This window comes from Xanthomonas sp. AM6 (assembly GCF_025665335.1).
Taxonomy (GTDB): domain Bacteria; phylum Pseudomonadota; class Gammaproteobacteria; order Xanthomonadales; family Xanthomonadaceae; genus Xanthomonas_A.
In genome coordinates, this window is sequence record NZ_CP106869.1 from 484,137 (window position 1) to 507,529 (window position 23,393).

23 protein-coding genes and 1 tRNA gene are annotated in these 23,393 nt (G+C 71.5%); 12 read left to right on the forward strand and 12 right to left on the reverse strand.

Annotation, left to right across the window (positions count from 1 at the left end; genetic code table 11):
* Nucleotides 1-20: 20 nt before the first annotated feature.
* The 4 genes from bioH to bioB form a co-directional block, all read right to left on the reverse strand.
* A complete protein-coding gene (bioH, locus tag OCJ37_RS02085; RefSeq protein WP_263112060.1) occupies nt 21-782 on the reverse strand; it encodes a pimeloyl-ACP methyl ester esterase BioH in 762 nt (253 codons plus the stop codon).
* A 47-nt stretch (nt 783-829) separates the two neighbouring features.
* Nucleotides 830-1,183, reverse strand: coding sequence for a DUF7079 family protein (locus tag OCJ37_RS02090; protein WP_263112061.1), 354 nt, complete (start codon nt 1,181-1,183; stop codon nt 830-832).
* Nucleotides 1,184-1,193: 10 nt separating this feature from the next.
* Entirely contained in the window at nt 1,194-2,399 is a 1,206-nt protein-coding gene (gene bioF, locus OCJ37_RS02095) for an 8-amino-7-oxononanoate synthase (protein ID WP_263112062.1), read from the reverse strand.
* Between the two features lie 142 nt (nt 2,400-2,541).
* The gene (gene bioB / locus OCJ37_RS02100) at nt 2,542-3,591 is read right to left on the reverse strand and encodes a biotin synthase BioB (RefSeq protein WP_263112063.1); all 1,050 of its coding nucleotides are present in this window, start codon (nt 3,589-3,591) and stop codon (nt 2,542-2,544) included.
* A 49-nt stretch (nt 3,592-3,640) separates the two neighbouring features.
* Here bioB and OCJ37_RS02105 point away from each other — a divergent pair, with 49 nt between their 5' ends.
* Nucleotides 3,641-4,366 carry a ComF family protein gene (locus OCJ37_RS02105; RefSeq protein WP_263112065.1) on the forward strand — a complete coding sequence of 242 codons (726 nt, stop codon included), beginning with the start codon at nt 3,641-3,643 and terminating at the stop codon, nt 4,364-4,366.
* A gap of 268 nt (nt 4,367-4,634) precedes the next feature.
* Nucleotides 4,635-5,141: a SecDF P1 head subdomain-containing protein gene (locus OCJ37_RS02110; protein WP_263112066.1), complete on the forward strand. Its 507-nt coding sequence runs from the start codon at nt 4,635-4,637 to the stop codon at nt 5,139-5,141.
* 535 nt (nt 5,142-5,676) lie between these two features.
* Here the strand turns inward: OCJ37_RS02110 and ubiA are convergent.
* Nucleotides 5,677-6,579 carry a 4-hydroxybenzoate octaprenyltransferase gene (gene ubiA, locus OCJ37_RS02115; protein ID WP_263112068.1) on the reverse strand — a complete coding sequence of 301 codons (903 nt, stop codon included), beginning with the start codon at nt 6,577-6,579 and terminating at the stop codon, nt 5,677-5,679.
* A 338-nt stretch (nt 6,580-6,917) separates the two neighbouring features.
* Between ubiA and OCJ37_RS02120 the strand changes: the two genes are divergently transcribed.
* Both OCJ37_RS02120 and OCJ37_RS02125 read left to right on the forward strand, forming a co-directional pair.
* A tRNA-Arg gene (locus OCJ37_RS02120) sits at nt 6,918-6,994 on the forward strand.
* A gap of 712 nt (nt 6,995-7,706) precedes the next feature.
* Nucleotides 7,707-8,537 carry an alpha/beta fold hydrolase gene (locus OCJ37_RS02125; protein WP_263112069.1) on the forward strand — a complete coding sequence of 277 codons (831 nt, stop codon included), beginning with the start codon at nt 7,707-7,709 and terminating at the stop codon, nt 8,535-8,537.
* A gap of 256 nt (nt 8,538-8,793) precedes the next feature.
* Here OCJ37_RS02125 and OCJ37_RS02130 read toward each other — a convergent pair whose 3' ends face one another.
* Complete coding sequence (locus OCJ37_RS02130; protein WP_263112071.1) at nt 8,794-10,353, reverse strand: YifB family Mg chelatase-like AAA ATPase; 1,560 nt, start codon at nt 10,351-10,353, stop codon at nt 8,794-8,796.
* A gap of 13 nt (nt 10,354-10,366) precedes the next feature.
* Nucleotides 10,367-10,636 (reverse strand): ubiquinone biosynthesis accessory factor UbiK, encoded by a 270-nt coding sequence (locus OCJ37_RS02135; protein WP_263112072.1) that lies wholly within the window; start codon nt 10,634-10,636, stop codon nt 10,367-10,369.
* A gap of 176 nt (nt 10,637-10,812) precedes the next feature.
* Between OCJ37_RS02135 and OCJ37_RS02140 the strand changes: the two genes are divergently transcribed.
* Entirely contained in the window at nt 10,813-11,151 is a 339-nt protein-coding gene (locus OCJ37_RS02140; protein WP_263112073.1) for a P-II family nitrogen regulator, read from the forward strand.
* Between the two features lie 109 nt (nt 11,152-11,260).
* Entirely contained in the window at nt 11,261-11,848 is a 588-nt protein-coding gene (locus tag OCJ37_RS02145; protein WP_263112074.1) for a hypothetical protein, read from the forward strand.
* Between the two features lie 242 nt (nt 11,849-12,090).
* Here the strand turns inward: OCJ37_RS02145 and speE are convergent, their stop codons facing one another.
* Complete coding sequence (gene speE / locus OCJ37_RS02150; RefSeq protein ID WP_263112075.1) at nt 12,091-12,942, reverse strand: polyamine aminopropyltransferase; 852 nt, start codon at nt 12,940-12,942, stop codon at nt 12,091-12,093.
* A gap of 300 nt (nt 12,943-13,242) precedes the next feature.
* On the opposite strand from speE, the gene speA reads away from it, so the two are divergent.
* Together speA and OCJ37_RS02160 are read left to right on the forward strand one after the other, a co-directional pair.
* Complete coding sequence (gene speA, locus OCJ37_RS02155) at nt 13,243-15,132, forward strand: arginine decarboxylase (RefSeq protein WP_263112076.1); 1,890 nt, start codon at nt 13,243-13,245, stop codon at nt 15,130-15,132.
* Nucleotides 15,133-15,436: 304 nt separating this feature from the next.
* Complete coding sequence (locus tag OCJ37_RS02160) at nt 15,437-16,555, forward strand: acyltransferase family protein (RefSeq protein WP_263112077.1); 1,119 nt, start codon at nt 15,437-15,439, stop codon at nt 16,553-16,555.
* 77 nt (nt 16,556-16,632) lie between these two features.
* Here OCJ37_RS02160 and OCJ37_RS02165 read toward each other — a convergent pair whose 3' ends face one another.
* Entirely contained in the window at nt 16,633-17,541 is a 909-nt protein-coding gene (locus tag OCJ37_RS02165) for a LysR substrate-binding domain-containing protein (protein WP_263112078.1), read from the reverse strand.
* A gap of 108 nt (nt 17,542-17,649) precedes the next feature.
* On the opposite strand from OCJ37_RS02165, the gene OCJ37_RS02170 reads away from it, so the two are divergent.
* The 4 genes from OCJ37_RS02170 to OCJ37_RS02185 all read left to right on the forward strand — a co-directional run bounded on the left by OCJ37_RS02170 (nt 17,650) and on the right by OCJ37_RS02185 (nt 19,776).
* Nucleotides 17,650-17,964, forward strand: a complete 315-nt coding sequence (locus OCJ37_RS02170) for a carboxymuconolactone decarboxylase family protein (RefSeq protein WP_263112079.1) — start codon at nt 17,650-17,652, stop codon at nt 17,962-17,964.
* Between the two features lie 22 nt (nt 17,965-17,986).
* On the forward strand, nt 17,987-18,382 hold the full coding sequence (locus OCJ37_RS02175) for a tautomerase family protein (RefSeq protein ID WP_263112080.1): 396 nt from the start codon (nt 17,987-17,989) through the stop codon (nt 18,380-18,382).
* Entirely contained in the window at nt 18,379-18,948 is a 570-nt protein-coding gene (locus OCJ37_RS02180; protein WP_263112081.1) for a DUF4865 family protein, read from the forward strand. The genes OCJ37_RS02175 and OCJ37_RS02180 overlap by 4 nt, the downstream gene beginning before the upstream one ends.
* A 72-nt stretch (nt 18,949-19,020) precedes the next feature.
* A complete protein-coding gene (locus OCJ37_RS02185; RefSeq protein ID WP_263112082.1) occupies nt 19,021-19,776 on the forward strand; it encodes an SDR family NAD(P)-dependent oxidoreductase in 756 nt (251 codons plus the stop codon).
* A gap of 201 nt (nt 19,777-19,977) precedes the next feature.
* Here the strand turns inward: OCJ37_RS02185 and OCJ37_RS02190 are convergent, their stop codons facing one another.
* The 3 genes from OCJ37_RS02190 to radC form a co-directional block, all read right to left on the reverse strand.
* Nucleotides 19,978-20,814, reverse strand: coding sequence for an SPOR domain-containing protein (locus tag OCJ37_RS02190; protein ID WP_263112083.1), 837 nt, complete (start codon nt 20,812-20,814; stop codon nt 19,978-19,980).
* Between the two features lie 15 nt (nt 20,815-20,829).
* Nucleotides 20,830-22,518, reverse strand: coding sequence for an arginine--tRNA ligase (argS, locus tag OCJ37_RS02195; RefSeq protein ID WP_263112085.1), 1,689 nt, complete (start codon nt 22,516-22,518; stop codon nt 20,830-20,832).
* 169 nt (nt 22,519-22,687) lie between these two features.
* Complete coding sequence (gene radC, locus OCJ37_RS02200; protein ID WP_263112086.1) at nt 22,688-23,362, reverse strand: RadC family protein; 675 nt, start codon at nt 23,360-23,362, stop codon at nt 22,688-22,690.
* Between the last annotated feature and the right edge of the window lie 31 nt (nt 23,363-23,393).

Consider the following 23,393-nt stretch of genomic DNA (forward strand, 5'->3'; position numbering starts at 1 on the left):
GGCTTGAGAAGCGCAATGCCCTACGCCAACGCGGCGAAGAACTCGCGCAAGGCATCGGCCACGGCATCGGCATGGCCGAGGAACGGTGCGTGGCCGCCGCCGGCGATGCGCAGCGTTTGCGCATGCGGCGCCAGCGCCGCGGCGGCGTCCATGCCGGCCGGCGCGACCAGCCGGTCGCGTTCGCCGCTGATCCACAGGCTGGGCACGCGCAGGCCCGGCAGCGCGCGGCGCAGGTCGGTGCGTTCGAGCAGCGTCAGCCCGTCCTGCAGTGCCTGCGCATCGGGTTCGCCGCGCGCGGCGAGCGTCTCGCGCAGGGTGCGCAGTTCGGCGCGCGCATGCGCCGAGCCCAGCGTGTCCAGCGCCAGGAAGCGGTCCAGCGTGCCGCGGTAGTCTTGCGCCAGGTCGCGGCCGAACTGCGCGAACACCTGCGGTTCCACCGCGTGCGGCCAGTCGCTGCCGCGCACGAAACGTGGCGTCGCCGCGAGCATCGCCAGGCCGCGCACCTGCGGCTGGGTGGCCGCGGCATGCAGCGCGAACAGCCCGCCCAGCGACCAACCCAGCCATGCCGCCGGCGGCGTCGCCGCGGCGATCGCGCTGACCACGTGCGGCAGCGCCAGCGGGGTGTCGTCGCCGCGGCTGTGGCCGTGCCCGGGCAGGTCCACCAGATGCAGGCGGAACTGCGCCGACAGGCGCTCGACCAGCGGCGCGAAGATGCCGCCATGCAGCGCCCAGCCGTGGATCAGGACCAGATCGGGGCCTTGCCCCAGCGTCTCGATATGCATCGTCGATCGTGTGCCGAATGAGAGAAGAGAATCGCGCGCTGCCGCGGTCAGCGTGCCGCGCGCAGCGCCAGCAGCCGTGGCAGCAGCAACCGCCATTGTTCCCGCGGATACGCGCGGGTGCGCCAGGCCGGCCAGCGCTGCATGCCCTCGCGCCGCTGGATCGCGGTGCTCAGCCAGTCGCCGTCGAAGCCCTGCCAGACGCCGGCTACGCTCAACAGGTTCGGCGCCAGGCGCGGATGCACGTCGCGCAACAGCATCCGTTGCAGCGTGTCCGGCGCATAGGGCGATGCGGCAAGCACGGCGGCGATGTGCGCGTGCCGCGCGGCGACAGCGTCGTCCAGGTACAGCTCCGACAGCGCGTCCCACACCTTGCGGCGCGCCGCAAGGTCGCCATCGTTCACGGCAGGCCGCTCACGCCGGCAGGCCGACCGGGTGCGCGGCCAGGCGGTCGCGCGCCAGCGCCAGCGCATCCAGCAGCGCCTGCACCTGCGCCGGGGTGTGCAGCGCCGACAGCGTCACCCGCAGCCGCGACTTGCCTTCGGGCACGGTCGGTGGGCGGATCGCCGAGACCAGGAAGCCGGCCTGCTCCAGCGCCGCCGACAGCGCCAGCGCGCTGGCCTCGTCGCCGCACAGCAGCGGCTGGATCGGCGTGTCCGAGGCCATCAGTTCCAGGCCGTGGCGGCGCGCGCCGCCGCGGAACGCGGCGATCGTCTCGGCCAGGCGCTCGCGCCGCCATTGGTCGCGGCGCGCGAGTTTCACCGCGGCCAGCGAGGCGGCGGCCTGCGCCGGCGGCAGCGCGGTGGTGTACAGATACGGCCGCGCGGTTTCGGCCAGGTGCCGGACCAGCGCCTCGTCGCCGACCACCAGCGCGCCGTAGCCGCCCAGCGCCTTGCCCAGGGTCACCAGCTGCAGCGGCACGTCGGCCACGCCGAGCCCGGCCTCGGCCACGCAGCCGCGGCCATGCGGGCCGACCACGCCGACGCCGTGCGCGTCGTCCACGTACATCATCGCCTGCTGGGTGCGCGCCACCAGGGTCAGCGAGCGCAGCGGGGCGATGTCGCCGTCCATGCTGAACACGCCGTCGGTGGCCAGCATCGCCGCGCCGTCGGCGGCGTGCTTGAGCTGGCGCATCGCGCCCTCCGCATCCAGGTGCGGATAGCGGCGCAGGCGGCAGCCGGCCAGGCGGGTGGCGTCGAGCAGGCTGGCGTGGTTGAGCCGGTCCTGCACGCACACGTCCTCCTCTTCGCTCAGCAGCGCCTGCTGCACCGCCAGGTTGGCGAGGAAGCCGCTGCCGAACAGCAGCGCGCGCGGATAGCCGAGCCAGTCGGCGACCTCGCGTTCCAGGCTCTCGTGCAGCGCGTGGTGGCCGCAGACCAGGTGCGAGGCGGTGGCGCCGACGCCCTCGCGCGCGGCGGCGTCCTGCAGCGCGGCCAGCACTTCGAACTGCTGCGCCAGGCCCAGGTAGTCGTTGCTGCAGAAGCCGGTCAGCCAGCGGCCGTCGAGTTCCAGGCGCACGCCGTCGCGGCGGCCGACGCTGCGGCGCACGCGGATGCGGCCCTGCGCCTCGCGCAGCTTGCGCAAGGACTGGATGCGGTCGTGCAGGTCGGGACGGGCCATGAGCGGCGGGGCATGGGTCTGGCGGGCTAGCGTAGCGCGTCCCCGGCCGTGCCGGGGACGCAGGCGACGGGCGGCCGGATCGGCGGATGGACGCGCATCGGCGCGGCGCGACGGGTCGACGTCAGGCCAGGATCAGGCCAGATCAGACCAGCGCCGCGGCGATCGCCGGCCGGCCCGGCGCCGGCGCGGTGATGTCGGCATGCACGGTGCCGGGATGGTCGTGCGCGTCGGCGTCCACCTGCACCTGCATCGGCCGCAGCCCCAGCCGCGCGAACAGCGCCTGGTCGCGTTCGGTGTCCGGGTTGCCGGTGGTCAGCAGCTTCTCGCCGTAGAAGATGGAGTTGGCGCCGGCGCAGAAGCACAGCGCCTGCAGCTCGTCGCTCATGCTCTCGCGGCCGGCCGACAGCCGCACCATCGCCTGCGGCATCGCGATGCGCGCCACCGCGATGGTGCGCACGAACTCGAACGGGTCCAGTTCGACCGTGCCGTGCAGCGGCGTGCCGGCGACCTGCACCAGGCGGTTGATCGGCACCGAGTCCGGGTGCACCGGCAGGTTGGCCAGCGCCTGCAGCAGGCCGGCGCGCTGCTCGCGCGATTCGCCCATGCCGACGATGCCGCCGCAGCAGGTCTTCATGCCGGCATCGCGCACGTGCGCCAGCGTGTCCAGGCGATCCTGGTACTGGCGGGTGTGGATGATCGTGTCGTAGAAGTCCGGCGCGGTGTCCAGGTTGTGGTTGTAGTAGTCCAGCCCGGCCGACTTCAGCGCCTGCGCCTGCTTGCCGTCGAGCATGCCCAGGGTGGCGCAGGTCTCCAGGCCCAGCGCCTTCACCTCGCGGATCATCGCCGCGACCTTGGGGATGTCGCGGTCCTTCGGCGAGCGCCATGCCGCGCCCATGCAGAACCGCGACGCGCCGGCGGCCTTGGCCTGGCGCGCCTTGGCCAGCACCGCCTCGGTGCTTATCAGCTTCTGCGCGTCCACGCCGGTGTCGTAGCGCTGCGCCTGCGGGCAGTACGCGCAATCCTCCGGGCAGCCGCCGGTCTTGACCGACAGCAGCGTGGAGACCTGCACCTGCGCCGGATCGAAGTGCTCGCGATGGACCGCGGCGGCGCGGTGCAGCAGCTCCGGGAACGGCAGGTCGAACAGGGCGAGCAGTTCCTGGCGTTGCCAGTCGTGTCGGACGACAGCGGACATGGGAGTTTCCTGACGGTAAGCGGCTGGGAAAGCGGGCAGTCTGGTGAGCATGGATATCGCTGTCAACTTTGTTGGAGCGGATCGGGTTGACGGCTGGTGGCGGCGGTTGCAGCGCTGCGTGCTGCCGGAGCGCTGCCTGGTCTGCGCCGAGCCCGGCGTCGCCGGCCTGGACCTGTGCCCGGCCTGCCGCGACGCGCTGCCATGGAACGCCAGCGCCTGCCAGGCGTGCGCGCTGCCGCTGCCGGCGCTGGACGCGGCCCAGCGCTGCGGCGCCTGCCAACGCCAGCCGCCGCCATTGGCGTTGGTCGCCAGCGCCTGCGTCTATGCCGCGCCGGTCGACGGGCTGCTGCGGCGCTTCAAGTTCCACCAGGACCTGGCCGCCGGGCGCCTGCTGGCGGCCTTGCTGCAGGCGCGCTGCACCGGGTTGCCGCGCCCGCAGGCCCTGCTGCCGGTACCGCTGCATCGCGCGCGGTTGCGCCAGCGCGGCTACGACCAGGCCCTGGAACTGGCACGGCCACTGGCGCGCGCGCTGGGCCTGCCGCTGTGCGACGGCCTGCAGCGCGTGCGCGCCACGGCGCCGCAGTCCGAGCTCGACGCGCGCGCGCGCCGCCGCAACCTGCGCCATGCCTTCGCGGTGCGGGCGCCGCTGCCGGCGCACGTGGCGCTGGTCGACGACGTGATGACCACCGGCGCGACCCTGCATGCCGCGGCTCGGGCGCTGCGCCGCGCGGGCGTGGCGCGGGTCGATGCGTGGGTGGTGGCGCGGGTGCCGTGAGGTGGTGGGCATGGCGGGTGCGGCGATCATCGCTGCGTACGCGCTGCAGGCGCCCTGATGCCGCTTGGGCACGCCGGGCGCGTGAGCCGACAGTGCCTGGCGTTCGAAGCAATGCGTGTCACTGGCGCGCCGGATCGGTGCAGCGGATCACCCAGGTTCGCATGCAGCCGCGCGCGACGGAGGCGTGGCGGGCAAGCAAGCGCGCGCGTGGACAGTGCGCAAACGCATCGTTCTCCTATGATGTTGCCAACGACTTCAGGAGATCGCGATGCGCTGGAAGGCTTTGGGGTTATCGATGGCGTTGTACATGGTCGGCGCGACCGGCTGCGGGCTCAGTAAGGCGCCGGATGCCGCCGACGCGAGCGCGGTGAAGGCGAAGATCGAATGGCGCCTGGCCAGCCACGCGCCAAGCGCAGGCTATGCCGAGGCCGCCTACCAGGGGCGGCCGGTCTATCTGGCGCCGCAGGCGCTGTTGGCGGTCGAGGAGGGCGCGACCGTGTCGCGCGTGGACGGCGACGATGGCCGGCCGGCGCTCGATCTGCGCGTTGCCGGACACGGCGAGCGCCTGACCCGGGCCACGGAGCAGAACATCGGCAAGCCGATCGCGCTGCTGGCCGATGGCCAGGTGCTGACGGTGGCGACGGTCATGGCGCCGCTTTCCGGCGAGAGCCTGCGGATCAGCGGCCTGCAGGACGTGCAGGAACAGCAGCGGGTGTTCGCGCTGTTGACGCATGCATCGACCGCCGCGGCGCCGGCGCAGGCGGGCAAGCGCTAGAGCGGTCCGGCACGGCCGGATGGGAGCACGAGCTGCCGCCGGCGAGCGCCTGGACGTGGCACCGCTGCCATGCATGGTCGCCTGGCAGTCCTGGGTAGTCTTGGACTGCCCTCGCGGTACGGCGCGGCAGGTTGGTGGGCTCGTTGCGTGCGCAGACGTTTGTGCCGGCTTGCGATCCGATGCCGTGGCGGGCGGCTTCGCGATGGCGCTGGCGAGCAAGGCCCACAGCATCTCCGCCTGGATGGCGCCATAGCGCAAGCGTCTTTGGTGTTGTGGGAGGGACTTCAGTGGCGACATGGCCTTGCCGGTGACGCGTGCCACGGCGCAAGCCGCGCCCACCGTATGCGAATGTCGGGATTGAAGCCCCGCGTACAAAAATCGTCAGCCGAACCTGTTGGAGGGCTTCCGCCCCGATGCTTTGCCCGCTGGCGACCGAGTGAACGTGCCGCGGCACCATCGCCGTCAACGGCCGAGCACGCCACTGCCCCGAACGGCGGTGCGATGCAGCGCCGATGCGCCGCGCCTTGCCGCGCAGCTACGGCGCGCGCAGCGCCAGCGCCGCGGCGATGCCGGCGAAGATCGCCAGGCCGACCCAGTTGTTGTGCAGGAAGGCGCGGAAGCAGGGCGCGCGTTCGCGGCTGCGCGCGATGCGGAATTCGTAGGCGACCAGCAGCGCGGCCACGCCCAGGCCGGCCCAGTACCAGATCCCCAGCGCGCCGCGGGTGCCGACGAAGGCCAGCGCGACGAACATCAGCGCGTACAGGACGCCCTGCGCGACCAGGTCCAGGTCGCCGAACAGGATCGCGGTGGACTTGGAGCCGGCGCGCAGGTCGTCCTCGCGGTCGACCATCGCGTACCAGGTGTCGTAGGCGGTGGCCCACAGGATGTTGGCCGCGTACAGCAGCCAGCCCAGCGCCGGCACCTCGCCGCGGATCGCCGCGAACGCCATCGGGATGCCCCAGCCGAAGGCCATGCCGAGATAGACCTGCGGCAGGTAGGTGTAGCGCTTCAGATAGGGATAGGTGGCGGCCAGGAACAGCCCGACCACGCTCAGGCCGATGGTCAGCGCGTTCATCGTCAGCACCAGCGCGAAGGCGGCGAGCATCAGCAGCGCGAACACCGCCAGCGCCTCGCGGCCGCTGACCGCGCCGGTGGCCAGCGGCCGGGTGCGGGTGCGTTCGACCTGCGGGTCCAGCCAGCGGTCGGCGTAGTCGTTGATCACGCAGCCGGCCGAGCGGGTCAGCCACACCCCGGCGGTGAACACGAACAGCGTCCACAGCGGCGGCACCCCGTCGGCGGCCAGCCACAGCGCCCACCAGGTCGGCCACAACAGCAGCAGCGCGCCGATCGGACGGTCGCCGCGCAGCAGTTTCCAGTACTGGCCCAGGCGCGCGCGCGGCGGCAGCGCGGCGGGCATTTCGTAGCGTTCGTAACCCATCGCGCAAGGGTAGCAGCCGGGCCCGGTCGGCGGCAGCACGGCACCGTCCGCGAGCGCTGCGGGCCGGTGCGCGAAGCCCAAGACGGTCCCGCCGTTCAAGCGCGGTGACCTCCTGTGCCTCTGCGCCGAGCGATGGGTCCAGACGCTGGAGCCAGTGACGCGCACCTGGGCGCGTGGCGGTCGAACGCTGACCGCCCTTCAGGAAGCCGGGCAGCCGGTCGGTCGCCGCCAGCGGCAGCCGCATCTGGACGTGCCGCTGCCGGGGCCGGCCACGGCGGCGTGCGATCAGCATGGGGGAAGACGCGGCGCGCGGTTTGCCGTTAGAATGCGCGTCCGTTGCGCCCGTAGCTCAGCCGGATAGAGTAGTGGCTTCCGAAGCCATTGGTCGGGGGTTCGAATCCCTCCGGGCGCACCACCTCATCTTCAGCCTGCATGGTCTCCTCGACAGCGATGCCTTGCCGGTGGCGTACCGCCCAGCGTCGTCGTGACCGGTGGCCCTTGATGCGCGACGCCACTGCCGCCCGGGATGCCGCGCTGGATTTCGTTGCGCTGAACGACCAGCACGCATTGCTCGCCTCCTCGGGCATCCCACGCCATTCCTGCCTGGCCTCCTGGACAGCGGCTCCTGCCGGTGGCGCATACCGCTCTCGGCGCCGCGGCGATCACTGGCCCTTGATGCACGACGCCGCTGCCGCATGGAATGCCGGGCCGGATTCCGCTGGGCTGAAAGGGCAGCGCGCATTGCTTGCCCCTTCGGGCGCACCGCATCACTCGGACTGCATGGCCTCCTGGAGAGCAACGCCTTCCGGTGGCGCACACCGCCCTCGGCGCCTTGGCGATCGGTGCCGGAGGGCCTTGGCGCGCGCTGCCGCTGCCGCCCCAGATGCCGCCCTGGATGCCGCTGCGCCGCATCGCCAGCGCTTGCGACGTGGGCAGGCAGGCCGCCATTGCAGCGGCCACCGCCCTGCCAGCGCCGTCCCATGGGCTTTCGCTGCCCCCGTTTCTGCGTTCGCGGCGGCCCAGTGCAAGGCGGCGCCTTCGTTGCCTTCTTTCCTGTGCCATGCCAGCGTGGCCGCGATGAGCGGCGTGGCGCGAGTCCCGTTCCGGCGTTGCGCCGGAGGCGATCGGTGATCAGTCCGCGCGCCCCGCTCGGCAAGCCCGCGGTGCACAGGCTGGGCGACGACGATGCGCTGGCTTACCTGCGGCTCGGCGACGGCGCGCCGCTGGTGTTGGTGCACGGCGCGCTGTGCGACTACCGCTATTGGGCGCCGCAGCTGCGCGGCCTGTGCGAGCGCTTCGATGTCGCCGCGCTGAGCCTGGGCCAGTACTTCCCGCAGCTGCCGTCGTCGCGGCGGCATCCCTTCGGCTGGCGCTGGCACGCGCGACAGGTGGCCGCGTTCCTCGCCAGCTATGGCCGACCGGTGCATCTGGTCGGGCACTCGCGGGGCGCCGCGGTGGCCTGGCAGGTCGCGCTGCAGCAGCCGGCCGTGGTCGCCAGCCTGAGCCTGTTCGATCCGGGCGGACCGCAGCCGCAGGGCCTGCCCGAGGACGTGGTGGCGATCCGCGCGCGGGCGATCGCCCTGCTGCGCGATGGGCAGGTCGAGGCCGGCCTGGAATGCTTCGTCGATTCGGTCAGCCAGCCCGGCGCCTGGGCGCGCAGCAGCGCCTCGTTCCGGCAGATGGTGCGCGACAACGCGCAGACCCTGGTGCCGCAGATCGGCGACGCGCTGCCGGCCTATACCCAAGCGCAGGCCGCGGCCCTGGCGCTGCCGGTGCTGCTGGTCGCCGGCGAACTGAGTCCGGCGCAGTACCGCGACAACGCCGAAGCATTGGCCGGCTGGTTGCCCGACGCGCGCCATCACCTGCTCGCCGGCGCCTCGCACGGCATGACCTTCACCCATGCGCGGCGCTGCAATGCGTTGCTGGCTGAGTTCGTGGCGTCGGTGTCGATGGGTTGAGACGGCGCATGCCTCCGCCGCTGCAGGACGTCGCGCATCGCGCAGGGATTCCAGAGGGACGCTTGCAGTATTGCCGCGATGGGCGGCCAAACCGGCGCCCATCGCGTGGGTGACGCTGTCGCACATGCGGCGACACGTGCGCCAAGCGAGCCCGGCTGCACTGTAGCCGCGTCCGTTTAGTGGATGTAAGCCGCCGCGCGGATGCTTGCGGTAAGCGCATGCAAGCCGACGGCGGTCGTGCCGGCGCGGTAGCGCGCTATCGCGTCGCGTACCGCGCTTCGTCAGCGCGCGCGAAGGAGCCCGGTTGCGAAGACGCCGCCTCGCCCCGATCCAGTTGCCGATAGCCGATCGCTTCGGTCAGGTGCGCGGTGGCGATCGCGTCGTGGCCGTCCAGATCGGCGATGGTCCGCGCCACGCGCAGGATGCGGTGCAGCGAGCGCGCCGACAGCCGCAGGCGGTCGATGGCGTGTTCCAGCAGCGCTTCGTCGCGCGGGTGCAGGCGGCAGTCGCGCAAGGTGTCGCCATGGCCGAGCTGGCCGTTGGGACGGCCGGCTCGCGCCAACTGGCGTTGCCTTGCCTGCTCCACCCGCGCGCGCACTGCGGCGCTGCTTTCGCCTGGCGGGGCGTCGGCGCGCAGCGCCTGCGGCGGCAGCCGCGGCACGTCCACGTGCAGGTCGATACGGTCCAGCAAGGGGCCGGAGATGCGTGCGCGGTAGCGGCGGATGCTGTCGTCGCTGCAGCGGCAGCGGCCGCTGGCATCGCCGGCCCAGCCGCAGGGGCAGGGGTTCATCGCCGCGACCAGTTGGAAGCGGGCCGGGAACTCGGCGCTGCGCGCGGCGCGCGACACCGTGACCGTGCCCGATTCCAGCGGTTCGCGCAGCACCTCCAGCGCGTGCCGGTTCCACTCGGGCAGTTCGTCCAGGAACAGCACCCCGTGATGCGCCAGCGAGATCTCGCCGGGGCGCGGATGGGTGCCGCCGCCGACCAGCGACACCGCGCTGGCGGTGTGGTGCGGAGCCCGGTACGGGCGCTGCCGCCAGCGCGCCGGGTCCAGGCCGCGGCCGCTGACCGAGGCGATCGCCGCCGCTTCCAGCGCCTCGGCCTCGCTGGCCTCGGGCAGGATCCCGGGCAGGCGCGAGGCCAGCAGGGTCTTGCCGCAGCCCGGGCTGCCGATCAGCAACAGGTGGTGATGGCCGGCGGCGGCGATCTCCAGCGCGCGCCGCGCCTGCGCCTGCCCGCGCACGTCGCTCAGGTCGGGAAACGGCGTGGCCGCGGCCGGCAGGGCTTCGGCGGCCGGCAGGGTCTTGGTGCCGTTCAACAGCGCGCAGACCTCGAGCAGGGTGCGCGCGGTGAAGGCCTGCACGTGCTGCGCCAGGGCGGCCTCGGGACCGTTGCCGGCCGGCACCACCAGCGTGCGCCCGGCCTGCGCGGCGGCCAATGCCGCCGGCAGCACGCCGTCGACCGGGCGCAGTTCGCCGGTCAGGGCCAGCTCGCCGAGGAATTCGTATTGCCCGAGCACCTGCGGGTCGAGTTGCCCGGCTGCGGCAAGAATGCCCAGCGCGATCGGCAGGTCGAAGCGGCCGCCCTCCTTGGGCAGGTCGGCCGGCGCCAGGTTGACGGTGATGCGCCGGGCCGGGAACTCGTACTGCGCGCACAGGATGGCGGCACGCACGCGGTCGCGCGATTCGCGCACCGCCGCCTCGGGCAGGCCGACGATCTGCGTGGCCGGCAGCCCGCCGGACAGATGGACCTCGACCCGGACCGGAGGCGCAAGCACCCCCGCGCGGGCACGGCTGTGCACCAGCGCCAGGCTCATGGCGGCGGGTGGTTCAGGCTTGCTGGGAGGGCGCGTCGCCGCTGCGCGCGGCTTCCAGCGCGGCGACGCTGCGCTCCAGCGCCTCCAGCTTCTCGCGGGTGCGCAGCAGCACCGCGCGCTGCACTTCGAACTCTTCGCGGGTGACCAGGTCGAGCTTGCCCAGCCCGGCCTGCAGCGCGCTCTTGAAGGTGTTCTGCAGCTCGTCGCGGGATTCGCGCAGGCCCGGCGGCACCAGGTCGCTGAGGCGGCGGGCGAGGTCGTCGAGATGGTTGAGGTCGATCATGGCGGTGCTCCGGCAGGGAACGCCAGACTGCGGCACCCGGCGGTTCGGGGCCATCGGTGTCCGGCGCGGCGCGCTGTCGGAAAATTCCGGCGGTGGGGCGCACGGTCATTTGAACCCGGCGGCCGGGCATCGCGCAACCGCGTTATCCTGACGCCATTGTGATTGGAGAAAGCCGCATGAAGATGATCATGGCCGTGATCAAGCCGTTCAAGCTCGACGACGTGCGCGAAGCGCTCGCCGCGCAGGGCGTGGCCGGCATCACCGTCACCGAGGTCAAGGGCTTCGGCCGGCAGAAGGGCCACACCGAGCTGTACCGCGGCGCCGAGTACGTGGTCGATTTCCTGCCCAAGGTGAAGCTGGAAGTGGCGGTCGGCGAGGATCAGGTCGAGCGCGTGCTGGAGGCGATCGTCAAAGCGGCCGGCACCGGCAAGATCGGCGACGGCAAGGTGTTCGTCTACGACCTGGGCACGGTGGTGCGCATCCGCACCGGCGAATTGGATGCGGACGCGCTGTAAGACGCGGAACGCCGGCACGCCGGCACGCCATGCGGCGGCGGCCGCGCTGTTGTCGGCGGCACTGACCTTGGCCGGCTGCGGCGGTGGCGGCGGGCCGCCGGCATCGCCGGTGCAGACGCGAGCCGAGGCGCCGGCGCCGGTGCACGACGCGCTGCAACGGCCGCAGCTGTTCGGCGACGCGTTCGCCGAACTGAAGGCGCGGCCGGAACTGAGGGGGCACGCGCTGAAGGTGTACCAGTACGTGTTCTTCCACGACGACGGCACGGTGATGCTGACGGTGCAGAACCCGCGGCACCCGGGGCAACTGGATCACTACGAATACCGGCCCGCCAGCGGCGATCGGCCGGCGCCGGCCTGGGACGGCCCGCAGCCGTTCGCGCGCGACCGCGACCCGGCGGAACTGGCGCCGCAGCTGATCCGGTTCGACGCCCTGCCGTTGCAGGCCTTGCCGGTCGCGGACAAGGCGCTCGATGCGCAATTGCAACGGCTGCAGACGCTGCATCCGCAACAGCGCGAGAACCTGGCGCTGGCCGACAGCGATCGCGCGATCTATTTCGTGGTCGGCGGCCGCGACGGCGGACAGCGCTGGGAAAGCGCGATCAACCCGCTGTACGCGTGGCCGATGAGCGCATATCGCTTCAGCTTCCGTCCCGACGGCAGTTTCGACGCGGTGGAAGAGACGCCGCCACCGCGCTAGCGCGGCGCATCACGTCCGCAGCGTCGCCGGGCGGCGCTGCGTGAACGGCGCCTCTCGGGTTCCTACGCAGCCCGCCACCGGCGGAAACATCTTCCTTCGGCGCGAACCGTGCCGCGCACCAACTGGGCGGACAGCAGGCCCAGGCCGGCGGCGGGAACGGCGTTACGGTGCGCAGCCTCGGCGCGCGGTCTTGCGGTCCCGGCGCCGGTCGGCGGGAGCGGCAGCGCGCTCCCGCCCGGGCCTCATCCGGCCAGCGCTTCGGCCACGAACGGCGGCAGCACCTGGGTGCCGGTGTGCAGGTGTGCGCTGTAGTAGCGGGTGGCGAACGGCTTGGCCGCCGCGTCGGCCTGGCGGAAATCGAAGCCGCCGGACTTGCGCGCCAGGGTCACGCTCCACCAGCCGGTCGGGTAGCACGGCTGCGGGAACGGCACGGTGTGGAAGCTGGCGAAGCCGGCCTTGCCCATCTCGGTGCGCATTTCCTTGATCAGGTCCAGCAACGCCAGCGGCGATTCGGACTGCTGCACCAGGATGCCGTCGTCCTTCAGCGCCTTGAAGCAGCTGTCGTAGAAGGCCTTGTTGAACAGGCCTTCGGCCGGGCCGACCGGATCGGTGGAATCGACGATGACGATGTCCACGCTGCCGGCCGGGCAGTTGGCCATGTAGGCGATGCCGTCGTCGAACAGCAGTTCGGCGCGCGGATCGGCATTGGACTCGCACAGCTCCGGGAAATACTTCTCGGCCATGCGCGTGACCTGCTCGTCGATGTCGCACTGGGTGGCGCTTTCCACGCCCGGATGCTTGAGCACTTCGCGCAGCGTGCCGCAGTCGCCGCCGCCGATGATCACCACGCGCTTGGGCGCGGCGTGGGTGAACAGCGCCGGGTGGCTGATCATCTCGTGGTAGAAGAAGTTGTCGCGCGTGGTCAGCATCACCGCGCCGTCGATCACCATCAGCTTGCCCCAGTCGGTGGTGTCGTAGATCTCGATCTTCTGGAACGGCGACTGCACCTCGTCCAGCTTGCCGGTGATGCGGTAGCCGATGGCCGAGCCGGTGGGCTGGAAGTGTTCGATGTACCAGTTGTCGTTGGCGCTCATGCGATGTCCTAAGAAAGCGGAAAGAATGCAGCTGTCCTTCTCCACCGGAGAAGGTGGCGCGAAGCGCGGGATGAGGGCAGGGCGCAGCTCCCGCGTGGCCGAACCAAGCGACGCCAGGCCCAACTCTCGCCGGATGCGGGCCGGAGCGCAGCCCCGCGCACCCGATCCCACGACGCGGCGCCCGAACCCCGCCCATCCCGCTTGCGCAGGAGCAGGGCGTCAGGTCGGCGCGGATTGTAACGGAGCGCACGCGTAGCAGGCGTTACAATCCACGCCCTTTTCCCCCGCCGAGCCGCCACGATGAGCGATTGGTCCCTCGACCAAGCCCGCAAGACCTATTCGATCCCGCACTGGGCCGATGGGTATTTCGACGTGGATGCGGCCGGCCGGGTGGTCGTGCGCCCGCAGGGCGCCGACGGCGTGGCGATCGCGCTGCCGGAAGTGGTGGACGCTGCGCGCGCGGCCGGCGCCAAGCTGCCGATGCTGGTGCGCTTCCCGGACATCCTCGGCGAGCGCCTGGGCAAGCTGCAGGCCGCCTTCGCCCAGGCCCAGGCCGACTGGGACTACGCCGGCGGCTACACCGCGGTGTACCCGATCAAGGTCAACCAGCACCGCGGCGTGGCCGGCACCCTGGCCAGCCACCAGGGCGAGGGCTTCGGCCTGGAAGCGGGCAGCAAGCCGGAACTGATGGCGGTGCTGGCGCTGTCGCGGCCGGGCGGGCTGATCGTCTGCAACGGCTACAAGGACCGCGAGTACATCCGCCTGGCGCTGATCGGGCGCAAGCTGGGGCTGCAGACCTTCATCGTCATCGAGAAACCGTCCGAGCTGGGCTTGGTGATCGAGGAAGCCAAGGCGCTGGGGGTCAGGCCCGGCCTGGGCGTGCGCATGCGCCTGGCCTCGCTGGGCGCGGGCAAGTGGCAGAACAGCGGCGGCGACAAGGCCAAGTTCGGGCTGTCGCCGCGGCAGGTGCTGGACCTGTGGAAGACGCTGCGCGACACCGAGTACGCCGAGTCGCTGAACCTGCTGCACTTCCACATGGGCTCGCAGATCTCCAACGTGCGCGACATCGCCAACGGCATGCGCGAGGCCACGCGCTATTTCGTCGAGCTGTCCAAGCTGGGCGCGAAGATCAGCCACGTCGACGTCGGCGGCGGCCTGGGCATCGACTACGAGGGCACCCGCTCGCGCAGCTACTGCTCGATCAACTACGGCCTGCATTCCTACGCCAGCAACATCGTGCAGCCGCTGGCCGAGGCCTGCGAGCAGTACGGCCTGGCGCCGCCGCGCATCGTCACCGAGTGCGGCCGCGCGATGACCGCGCACCATGCGGTGCTGATCGCCAACGTCTCGGAAGTGGAGCAGGCGCCGGAAGGGCGCGTGCCCGACGCGCACGCCGACGAGCCGGCGGCGATCCGCCACCTGCGCGAGATCCACGACGAACTGGACGTGCGCCCGGCGGTGGAGCTGTTCCAGGAAGCGCAGCATTTCCATGCCGAAGGCCTGTCCAGCTACGCGCTGGGCCAGATCGACCTGCCGCAGCGCGCGCGCATCGACGACCTGTTCTACGCGATCGCCCACGCCGTGCGGCAGCGCCTGAGCAGCGAGGAGAAGAGCCACCGCCCGGTGCTGGACGAGCTCAACGAGCGGCTGGTGGACAAGTACTTCGTCAACTTCAGCGTGTTCGAATCGATCCCCGACGTGTGGGCGATCGACCAGGTGTTCCCGATCGTGCCGATCGAGCGCCTGAACGAGGCGCCGGCGCGGCGCGGCGTGATCTGCGACATGACCTGCGATTCGGACGGCATGGTCAAGACCTACGTCGAGAACGAGAGCCTGGACAGCTCGCTGCCGCTGCACGAACTGCGCGCCGGCGAGAGCTACCGGATTGGCTTCTTCCTGGTCGGCGCCTACCAGGAGATCCTCGGCGACATCCACAACCTGTTCGGCGACACCGACGCGATCGAGGTCAGCGCCGACGGCGACGGCTACCGCATCGCCCAGCAGCGCCGCGGCGACACCACCGACGTGATGCTGGACTACGTCGGCTACCGCCTGGACGACCTGCGCGCCAGCTATGCCGAGCGCGTGGCCGCCGCGCAGCTGCCGGCCGACCAGGCGCAGGCCTTGTCGGCGGCGCTGGAAGCGGGACTGACCGGCTACACCTATCTGTCGGACGAGCCGCTGGGCTGAGCGGCGATGTGCGTTCCCTCGCCGCTGGGCGAGGCGAGCGCCGATGTGGCGAGGTGCCGCGCCGCGTGGTCCGCATGCATGCGTGAACGCAGCGGAACGACCAAGTCAGCCGCGCGCGTGGCGCTTCGGGCCTTCTCATCGCGGCGCGCCCATCCTCGCCATCTCGTGACTGCGAGCCGCAGCTGCAGCCCGCCAGGCCGTTGCCATGATCCCGACCGATGCCGGCCGACGACGCGTCGCCGCCGATGGACGGGCATCGGCACCCGCCCGTAAGCTGGGCGCCCTTCCACCACCCCGCGGCGCGATGCGCTACCCCGGCCTGGACCTGTTGCGCGCGCTGGCCATCGCCTGGGTGATGCTGTTCCACTCGTTCGTGGTCGGCGGACTGGGGCCGGACTGGGCCTGGCTGTCGCGCTATGGCTGGATGGGTGTGGACCTGTTCTTCGTGCTCAGCGGCTTCCTGATCGGCGGCCAGGTGCTGGCACCGCTGGCCCGCGGCGAACCGCTGCGCTATGGCGACTTCTACCTGCGCCGCGCGTTCCGCATCCTGCCGGCCTTTGCCGTGGTGCTGGCGCTGTACCTGGCCTGGCCCGGCTTCCGCGAAGCGCCGGGCATCGCGCCGTGGTGGATGTTCGCCAGCTTCACCTTGAACCTGGGCATCGACTACGCCAGCCAGCAGGCGTTCTCGCATGCCTGGTCGCTGTGCGTGGAGGAGCATTTCTACCTGGTGTTCCCGCTGCTGGCGGCGCTGTCGATGCGGCGGCCGTCGGCGCCGCGTTTCATGGCGCTGTGCGTCGCCGTGGTGCTGGCCGGCATCGCGCTGCGCACGGCGACCTGGCTGCACGACAGCGCGCTGGACGGCGTCGGCGGCGGGCTGCAGCGCAACTGGTTCATCGAAGACATCTACTACCCGACCTGGAACCGGCTCGACGGGTTGCTGGCGGGGGTGGCGCTGGCCGTGCTCAAGGTGTTCCGGCCGCAGCGCTGGCAGTGGCTGCAGCGCCACGCGAACGCGCTGGCGCTGGCCGGGCTGGCGGTGTGCGCGCTGGCGCTGTGGCTGTTCCGTGAACGCACCGGCCTGCCCGGCAACGCGATCGGCTGGCCGTTGCTGTCGCTGGGACTGGCGTTGCTGGTCTGTGCCGGCGCCTCGCTGCACGGCGTGCTCGGGCGGCGCGCGGTGCCCGGCGCCGCCTGGCTGGCAGCGATCTCCTACAGCCTGTACCTGACCCACAAGGCCGTGTTCCATCTCGCCCAGAGTTGGTTTGGCGCTGCGCTCGACGGGCGCGGGCTGCTCGCGTTCGCAACCTATGCGGGCATGGCGCTGCTGGCCGCCGCGTTGCTGCACTACGCGGTGGAGCGGCCGTTCCTGCGGCTGCGCGAGCGCCTGCGGCGCAAGCCCGTCGGGATGCCGGTGGCCGCCTAGGTCGCAGGTCGGGCGCATCGACCCGGAACCAAGGCGCGGCGCTGCCGGTCCTGCGCCGTATTGCGAGCCGCGCGGCCTTACTCCGGATCGGCGTGGGCCATGCGCGCCTCGTGCAGGCGCTGCTGCAGGATCTCCGCCAGGCGCGCCACCGCCGGCGCCGGCTCTGCGTCGGCGCGGTGCAGGTTCAAGCCCAGCGCCGGCAACGTCGGCAGGCCGCCGGCACCCGGCGGCAGCAGCGCGAGCCGTTCGGGAAGGCCGGCCGGCGTGCGCAGGGTCAGGCCCAGGCCGGCGCGGACCGCGGCCCAGACGCCGCCCAGGCTCGCGCTGGTGAAGGCGATGCGCCACGGGATGCCGGCCCGGTCCAGTGCCGTGGTCGCCGCGGTGCGCAGCAGGCATGGCGCGTCCAGCATCACCAGCGGCAACGGCGCATCGCCGCGCCAGCCGGCCGGATCCGGTGGCGCGGCGTCGGCCGCGGCGATCCAGCGCATCGGCCAGGCCGCCTGGGGCTGGCGATGCGCCGTCGCCGTGCCCGCGTCCCAGACCAGCGCCAGGTCCAGCCGGCCGGTTTCGATCCCGCCCAACAGCTCCCGGTGGCGCGCGATGCGCGCTTCGATGCGCACCTTGGGGTGGGCGCGGGCGAAGCGTCCCAGTACGTCGGGCAGCATGTGCTCGCCGAAATCCTCCTGCAGCCCCAGCCGCACCCAGCCTTGCAGGGCGGGGCCGTGCAGCGCGCCGGCGGCCTCGTCGTTGAGCTCCAGCAGGCGCCGCGCGTAGGCCAGCAACACCTCGCCGGCCTCGGTCAGCGCCAGCCCGCGGCCACTGCGGCGCAGCAGCGCCTGGCCGGCCTGCTCCTCCAGCTTCTTCAGTTGCGCGCTGATCGCGGACGTGGAGCGTCCCTGCCGGTCCGCGGCCTTGGCGAAGCTGCCCAATTCGATGCCGGCGACGAAGCTGCGCAGCGCATCGAGATCGAAGGTGACGCGGCGCATGGGGATAGTCCTGTTTTATCGAACGTTGACTGCTGAATTTCCCGATTTTCAGGATCATCTTCCGTCGCTACGGTGTGCGCAGTCAATCCGACGACGCACGAGGCGCCCATGTCCGACCTACCCACCTCCAACGAGGCCCTGTTCGGCGACGTCGCGCCGAAATTCGCGCAGCTGACCGACGAGGTGTTGTTCGCCGACCTGTGGCAGCGCCCTGCGCTGTCGCCCCGCGAGCGCAGCCTGGTCACCGTGGCGGCGCTGGTCGCGCTGTACCGGCCGCAACAGTTGCCGTTCCACCTGCGCCGCGCGCTGGACAACGGCCTGCGCCGCGACGAACTGGCCGAAGCGATCACCCATCTGGCGTTCTACGCCGGCTGCCCATGCGCCGCCTCGGCGCTGCCGCTGCTGCGCGCGGCGGCCGCCTGATTTCCCGAACCGGAGACATCCCATGCCCTACGCCCGCATCTCGCTGCATCGCGGCGCTACCCCCGACTATCTGCGTGCCCTGTCCGCCGGCGTCTACCAGGCCATGCACGAGGCGTTCGAGGTGCCCGCAGGCGATTGCTTCCAGGTCATCCACCAGCACGATCCGGGAGAACTGGTGTTCGACCGCCACTACCTGGGTGGGCCGCGCTCGGACGCTTTCGTGCTGATCGCCATCACCGCCGGACGCGAACGCAGCGAGGCCTGCAAGCGCGCGTTCTACCGGCGGCTGGTGGAGTTGCTGGCGATCGCGCCGGGCATCGCGCCGGAGGACGTGATGGTGAACATCGTCACCACCGCGGCGCAGGACTGGTCCTTCGGCGGAGGTCGCGCCGGCATCACGGCGGAGGCGGGTACATGATCGCCATGCAGTACAGCATCGCGCTGCCGGCCGATTACGACATGGCCATCATCCAGCGCCGCATCGCCGACAAGGGACCGCTGCTGGACGACCTGCCGGGACTGGTGTTCAAGGCCTACCTCAGCGCCGACCGCCGCGATCGCGCGCTGTCCAGCCACGCCAACCTGTACGCGCCGTTCTACCTGTGGCGCGATGCCGAGGCGATGCGCGACTTCCTCGCTGGCGCCGCTTTCCGTGCGCTGGCCGAGTCCTTCGGACGGCCTGCGGTGCAACTGTGGACGGTGTGCGATGCGAATCTGGCCGCGAACCTGCGCACCGCCCGCTACGCCCGCCGCGAGATCGTCGGGATGCCCGAGGCCATCGCGCTGGAAACGTTGGGCGAGCGCGAGGCCGAGCGGGCGCGGGACGATCTGGCCGCAGGTGCGCTGGCCACGGTGAGCGCCTACGAGCCGCACGGCTGGCATCTGCTGCGCCTGCGGCTCTGGCGCGATCCGCCGCCGCCGTCGCCCGACGACGGCCAGGCCTATGCCGTGGGCCACATGTCCGCGCCGACACATCGCGGTTGAGGACGGCGACGCCCGCTTCGCGGTTTTGCTTTTACCATTCCCGATTCCCCACTCCCCATTCCCGGCCCCCCAATGACCCAAACCGCCCTGATCACCGGCGCCACCTCCGGTTTCGGCGCCGCCGCCGTACGCCGCTTCGTCGCTGCCGGCTGGCGCGTGATCGCCACCGGCCGCCGCGCCGAACGGCTGCAGCCGCTGCTGGCCGAGTTCGGCGCCGAACGCGTGCACGTGGCCGCGTTCGACATCCGCGACGAAGCCGCGCTCGACGCGATGCTGGCCGAGCTGCCCGACGCGTTCCGCGGCATCGACCTGCTGGTCAACAACGCCGGCCTGGCGCAGGGCACCGCGCCGGCGCAGGCGGCGCTGCTGGACGACTGGCGCACGATGATCGACACCAACATCACCGCGCTGGTGACCCTGACCCACCGCCTGCTGCCGACGCTGATCCAGCGCCGCGGCGCGATCATCAACATCAGTTCGGTGGCCGCGCTGTACCCGTACCCGGGCGGCAATGCCTACGGCGGCACCAAGGCCTTCGTCAGCCAGTTCTCGCTGGGTCTGCGCTCGGACCTACACGGCACCGGCGTGCGCGTGACCGCGATCGAGCCGGGCATGGCCGAGACCGAGTTCACCCTGGTCCGCACCCACGGCGACCAGAGCGCGTCGGACAAGCTCTACCAGGGCGCGCAGCCGATGACCGCCGAGGACATCGCCGAGCAGATCTTCTGGGTCGCCACGCTGCCGCCGCACCTGAACGTCAATCGGCTGGAAATCATGCCGGTGACGCAGTCCTTCGCTGGCTTCCAGGTTGCTAGGGGCCGGGATTAGGGATTGGGGATCAGGGATTAGGAAAAAGCGAAAGCGGACGCCGATGCGTTGCGCCCGCTGACAGTCGTCGCAGCCAGGCGGCATCGGCTGCGCTCGCCACCGGCGAGGCAATTCAACGAATGTCGTAAGCCAACCGGCCGCAAGGAATGCGGGAGACGTCGCTTCTCCCCATTCCCCATTCCCGATTCGCCACTCCCAGCCTCACTGCGCCTTGATCGCGATCGCCGGCAGTCCGCTGCCGGTCAGCTTCTGCTTGGCCTCGGCCAGCTCGCTGGCGGTGCCGTACGGGCCCATGCGCACGCGGTAGACAGTCTTGCCGCTGATCTGCGCCGACTCCACGCGCGCCGACAGGCCCAGCATCGCCAGCTTGGCCTTGGTCGATTCGGCGTCGCCGGAGGCGCCGAACGAGCCGGCCTGCAGGATGTAGCGGGTGTTGTCCGGCGCAGCGGCGACGGCGGCCGCTGCAGGTGCAGGTGCCGCGGCGGCCGCGGCCGGCTTGGCCGCCGAGGCCGCCGTGGTGGCCGGCGCGCCGGTTGCTGCGGTTTCCGGCAGCGGGGTCGGATTGGCCAGCGCCGCCGTGCCCGCCGGCGCAGTGGCGGTGGCCGGGGTCGCCGTCGCCGTCGCGGCGGCGGCCGCCTGCGGCGCGCGCGCCTGGCGGTTGGCCTCGGCGCGTGCGCTGGCGGCCAGTTCGGCGTCGGACATCTGCACTTCCTTGCCGGGCAGCAGGGTGTAGAAGTCGTATTGGGTCTGCGCGTCCTTCTTGGCGTCGGGCTTGGTGCTGCCGGCCGCCGTCGCCGCCGGCCTGGGCAGTTCCGGTGCCGCGTCCACGTCGGCGTCGGCCACCGGGGCCGGCTGCGCGTCGGGGTTGGCGCGCGGGCCGCCGACGCGCAGGAAGCCGTCGCCGTCCTTCTTGAACAGGCCCGGCGCCGCCAGGAACACCACTGCCGCGATCGCCACGCCGGCGATCAGCCACACCCATCCGGGCGTGCCGTTGCCGCTGTTGCGTCGCGCCTGCGTCTTACCGCGTCGTGCTGCCATCTACCGCTTCTCCACTCACATTTTTTCCGGGGCGGAAACGCCCAGGAGGTTCAGACCATTGGCCAGGACCTGCTGCGCCGCCACCGCCAGGGTCAACTTGGCGTTGCGCTCGCCGGCATCGTCCACCAGCACCGGGGTGCCGTGGTACCAGGTGTGGAACGCGGTCGCCAGTTCGCGCAGGTATTGCGCGATCAGGTGCGGCTCCAGCACGTGGCCTGCATTCTCCACCACTTCCGGGTAGCGCGAGAGTTCCAGCATCAGTTCCAGCGAGGTCGCATCGTTCAGCCGGTTCAGCTGGCCCAGGCCGTCGGCCTGGTCGTAGTCCAGCTTCTTCTCCTGCGCCTGGCGCAGCAGGCTGCACACCCGGGCGTGGGCGTACTGCACGTAGAACACCGGGTTGTCGTTGCTCTGCTGGCGCGCCAGGTCGATATCGAAGGTCAGCTGCGAATCGGGCTTGCGCGCGATCAGGAACCAGCGCGTGGCGTCGCGGCCGGCTTCCTCGATCAGGTCGCGCAGGGTCAGGTAGCTGCCGGCGCGCTTGGACAGCTTCACTTCCTCGCCGCCGCGCATCACCGTGACCATCTGGTGCAGCACGTATTCGGGCCAGCCCTTGGGAATGCCCAGGTCCATCGCCTGCAGGCCGGCGCGCACCCGCGCCAGCGAGCCGTGGTGGTCGGCGCCCAGTTCGGTGATCGCGCGCACGTAGCCGCGCTGCCACTTGCTCAGGTGATAGGCCACGTCCGGCACGAAGTAGGTGTAGCTGCCGTCGGACTTGCGCATCACGCGGTCCTTGTCGTCGCCGAAATCGGTCGATTTCAGCCACAGCGCACCGCCTTCCTCGTAGGTGTGGCCGGAGGCGACCAGCTTCTGCACCGCCTCCTCGACCTTGCCGTCGCGGTACAGCGAGCTTTCCAGGAAGTAGATGTCGAAATCGACGCCGAACGCGGCCAGGTCGTGGTTCTGCTCGTTGCGCAGGTAGGCCACGGCGAAGCGGCGGATCGCCTCCAGGTCGCCGGGATCCTTGGCGCCGGTGACCAGGTGGCCTTCCAGGTCCACCGAATCGCCGGCCAGGTAGGCATTGGCCACGTCCTGGATGTAGTCGCCGCGGTAGCCTTCTTCCGGCCAGTCGGGGCTGTCGGGGGTCTTGCCCTGCGCGCGCGCCTGCACCGAGCGCGCCAGGTTCTCGATCTGGCCGCCGCCGTCGTTGTAGTAGAACTCGCGCTTGGCGTTCCAGCCGTTGGCCTCGAGCAGCCGCGCCAGGCAGTCGCCGATCGCCGCGGCGCGGCCATGGCCCACGTGCAGCGGGCCGGTCGGGTTGGCCGAGACGTATTCCACGCCTACGGTGCGGCCGTTGCCGACCAGGCTGCGGCCGTAATCGTCGCCCTGCTTGATCACCGCCAGCACTTCGCGCTGGTAGGCGCCGGGGCCGAGGTGGAAGTTGATGAAGCCGGGGCCGGCGATCTCGACCCGGGTCACGTCGTCGCTGGCCGGCAACGCGGCGACCAGCTGCTGCGCCAGCGCGCGCGGGTTGCCGCGCGCGGCCTTGGCCAGCAGCATCGCGGCGTTGGTGGCGAAGTCGCCGTGCTCGCGGGTCTTGGGCCGTTCGACCACGAAGTCCGGCGGCAAGGTGTCGGCCGGCAGGGTGCCATTGGCGCGCAAGGCTTCGATGCCTTGACCGATCAGGGCGCGGAGTTGGGATTTCACGTGATCTCTGCTTGAAGCGCGGAACCGGCGATTTTACCCGACCCGCCGCCTCCCGGTCCGCGCCGGGTTCAGCCCGACCTCAGGCCGTCCGGCGACGGGGCGGGATTCGGAATCGGGCATGGGGGAATCGACAGCGGCGGCGCACCGCTTTCCAGGTGGCGCATCCGATTCAGGTCCAGCCGCGCGCCGCCATCGACACCGGCGTGCCGTCGCCGACGATGAAGTGGTCCAGCAGGCGGATGTCCACCAACCCCAGCGCCTGCTTCAGGCGATGGGTGACGGCGTAGTCGGCGGGCGAGGGCTCGCGGTTCCCGGACGGATGGTTGTGGCCGATGATCACCGCCGCCGCGTTGTGCGTCAGCGCGCGCCGCACCACTTCGCGCGGATGCACCTCGGCGCCGTCCAGGGTGCCGTGGAACAGCTCCTCGAACGCCAGCGAGCGGTGCCGCGTGTCCAGGAACAGCACCGCGAACACCTCGTGCGGCCAGGCCCGCAAGCGCTGCGCGAAGTAGCGGCCGGCCGCGGCCGGATCGGTCAGGGTGGTGCCGCGTTCCAGTTCGGCGGCCAGGTGGCGCTGGCCTAGTTCCAGCGCGGCCGACAGCTGGCAGGCCCGGGCCGGGCCCAGCCCCGGCAGGTTGACCAGGTCGCCGGGCGGACGGTCGAGCAGCGCGCGCAGCGGGCCGTGCCGATGCAGCAGGTCGCGCGAGGTGCGGACCGCATCGCTGCCGGGCAGGCCGGAACCGAGGAAGATCGCCAGCAGTTCGGCGTCGGAGAGGGCCCGGGCGCCGCGTGCCAGCAGCTTTTCCCGGGGGCGTTCGTCGCAGGGCCAGTCGGATATGTGCATATCGCCAGATTGGCGGGCGATATGGCGCAAC

Coding starts and splice junctions, on each gene's coding strand:
- bioH (WP_263112060.1), bottom strand. CDS start 782: ATGCATATCGAGACGCTGGGGCAAGGCCCCGATCTGGTCCTGATCCAC.
- bioF (WP_263112062.1), bottom strand. CDS start 2,399: ATGGCCCGTCCCGACCTGCACGACCGCATCCAGTCCTTGCGCAAGCTG.
- bioB (WP_263112063.1), bottom strand. CDS start 3,591: ATGTCCGCTGTCGTCCGACACGACTGGCAACGCCAGGAACTGCTCGCC.
- OCJ37_RS02105 (WP_263112065.1), top strand. CDS start 3,641: ATGGATATCGCTGTCAACTTTGTTGGAGCGGATCGGGTTGACGGCTGG.
- OCJ37_RS02110 (WP_263112066.1), top strand. CDS start 4,635: ATGCGCTGGAAGGCTTTGGGGTTATCGATGGCGTTGTACATGGTCGGC.
- ubiA (WP_263112068.1), bottom strand. CDS start 6,579: ATGGGTTACGAACGCTACGAAATGCCCGCCGCGCTGCCGCCGCGCGCG.
- OCJ37_RS02130 (WP_263112071.1), bottom strand. CDS start 10,353: ATGAGCCTGGCGCTGGTGCACAGCCGTGCCCGCGCGGGGGTGCTTGCG.
- OCJ37_RS02135 (WP_263112072.1), bottom strand. CDS start 10,636: ATGATCGACCTCAACCATCTCGACGACCTCGCCCGCCGCCTCAGCGAC.
- OCJ37_RS02140 (WP_263112073.1), top strand. CDS start 10,813: ATGAAGATGATCATGGCCGTGATCAAGCCGTTCAAGCTCGACGACGTG.
- speE (WP_263112075.1), bottom strand. CDS start 12,942: ATGAGCGCCAACGACAACTGGTACATCGAACACTTCCAGCCCACCGGC.
- speA (WP_263112076.1), top strand. CDS start 13,243: ATGAGCGATTGGTCCCTCGACCAAGCCCGCAAGACCTATTCGATCCCG.
- OCJ37_RS02160 (WP_263112077.1), top strand. CDS start 15,437: ATGCGCTACCCCGGCCTGGACCTGTTGCGCGCGCTGGCCATCGCCTGG.
- OCJ37_RS02165 (WP_263112078.1), bottom strand. CDS start 17,541: ATGCGCCGCGTCACCTTCGATCTCGATGCGCTGCGCAGCTTCGTCGCC.
- OCJ37_RS02170 (WP_263112079.1), top strand. CDS start 17,650: ATGTCCGACCTACCCACCTCCAACGAGGCCCTGTTCGGCGACGTCGCG.
- OCJ37_RS02175 (WP_263112080.1), top strand. CDS start 17,987: ATGCCCTACGCCCGCATCTCGCTGCATCGCGGCGCTACCCCCGACTAT.
- OCJ37_RS02180 (WP_263112081.1), top strand. CDS start 18,379: ATGATCGCCATGCAGTACAGCATCGCGCTGCCGGCCGATTACGACATG.
- OCJ37_RS02185 (WP_263112082.1), top strand. CDS start 19,021: ATGACCCAAACCGCCCTGATCACCGGCGCCACCTCCGGTTTCGGCGCC.
- OCJ37_RS02190 (WP_263112083.1), bottom strand. CDS start 20,814: ATGGCAGCACGACGCGGTAAGACGCAGGCGCGACGCAACAGCGGCAAC.
- radC (WP_263112086.1), bottom strand. CDS start 23,362: ATGCACATATCCGACTGGCCCTGCGACGAACGCCCCCGGGAAAAGCTG.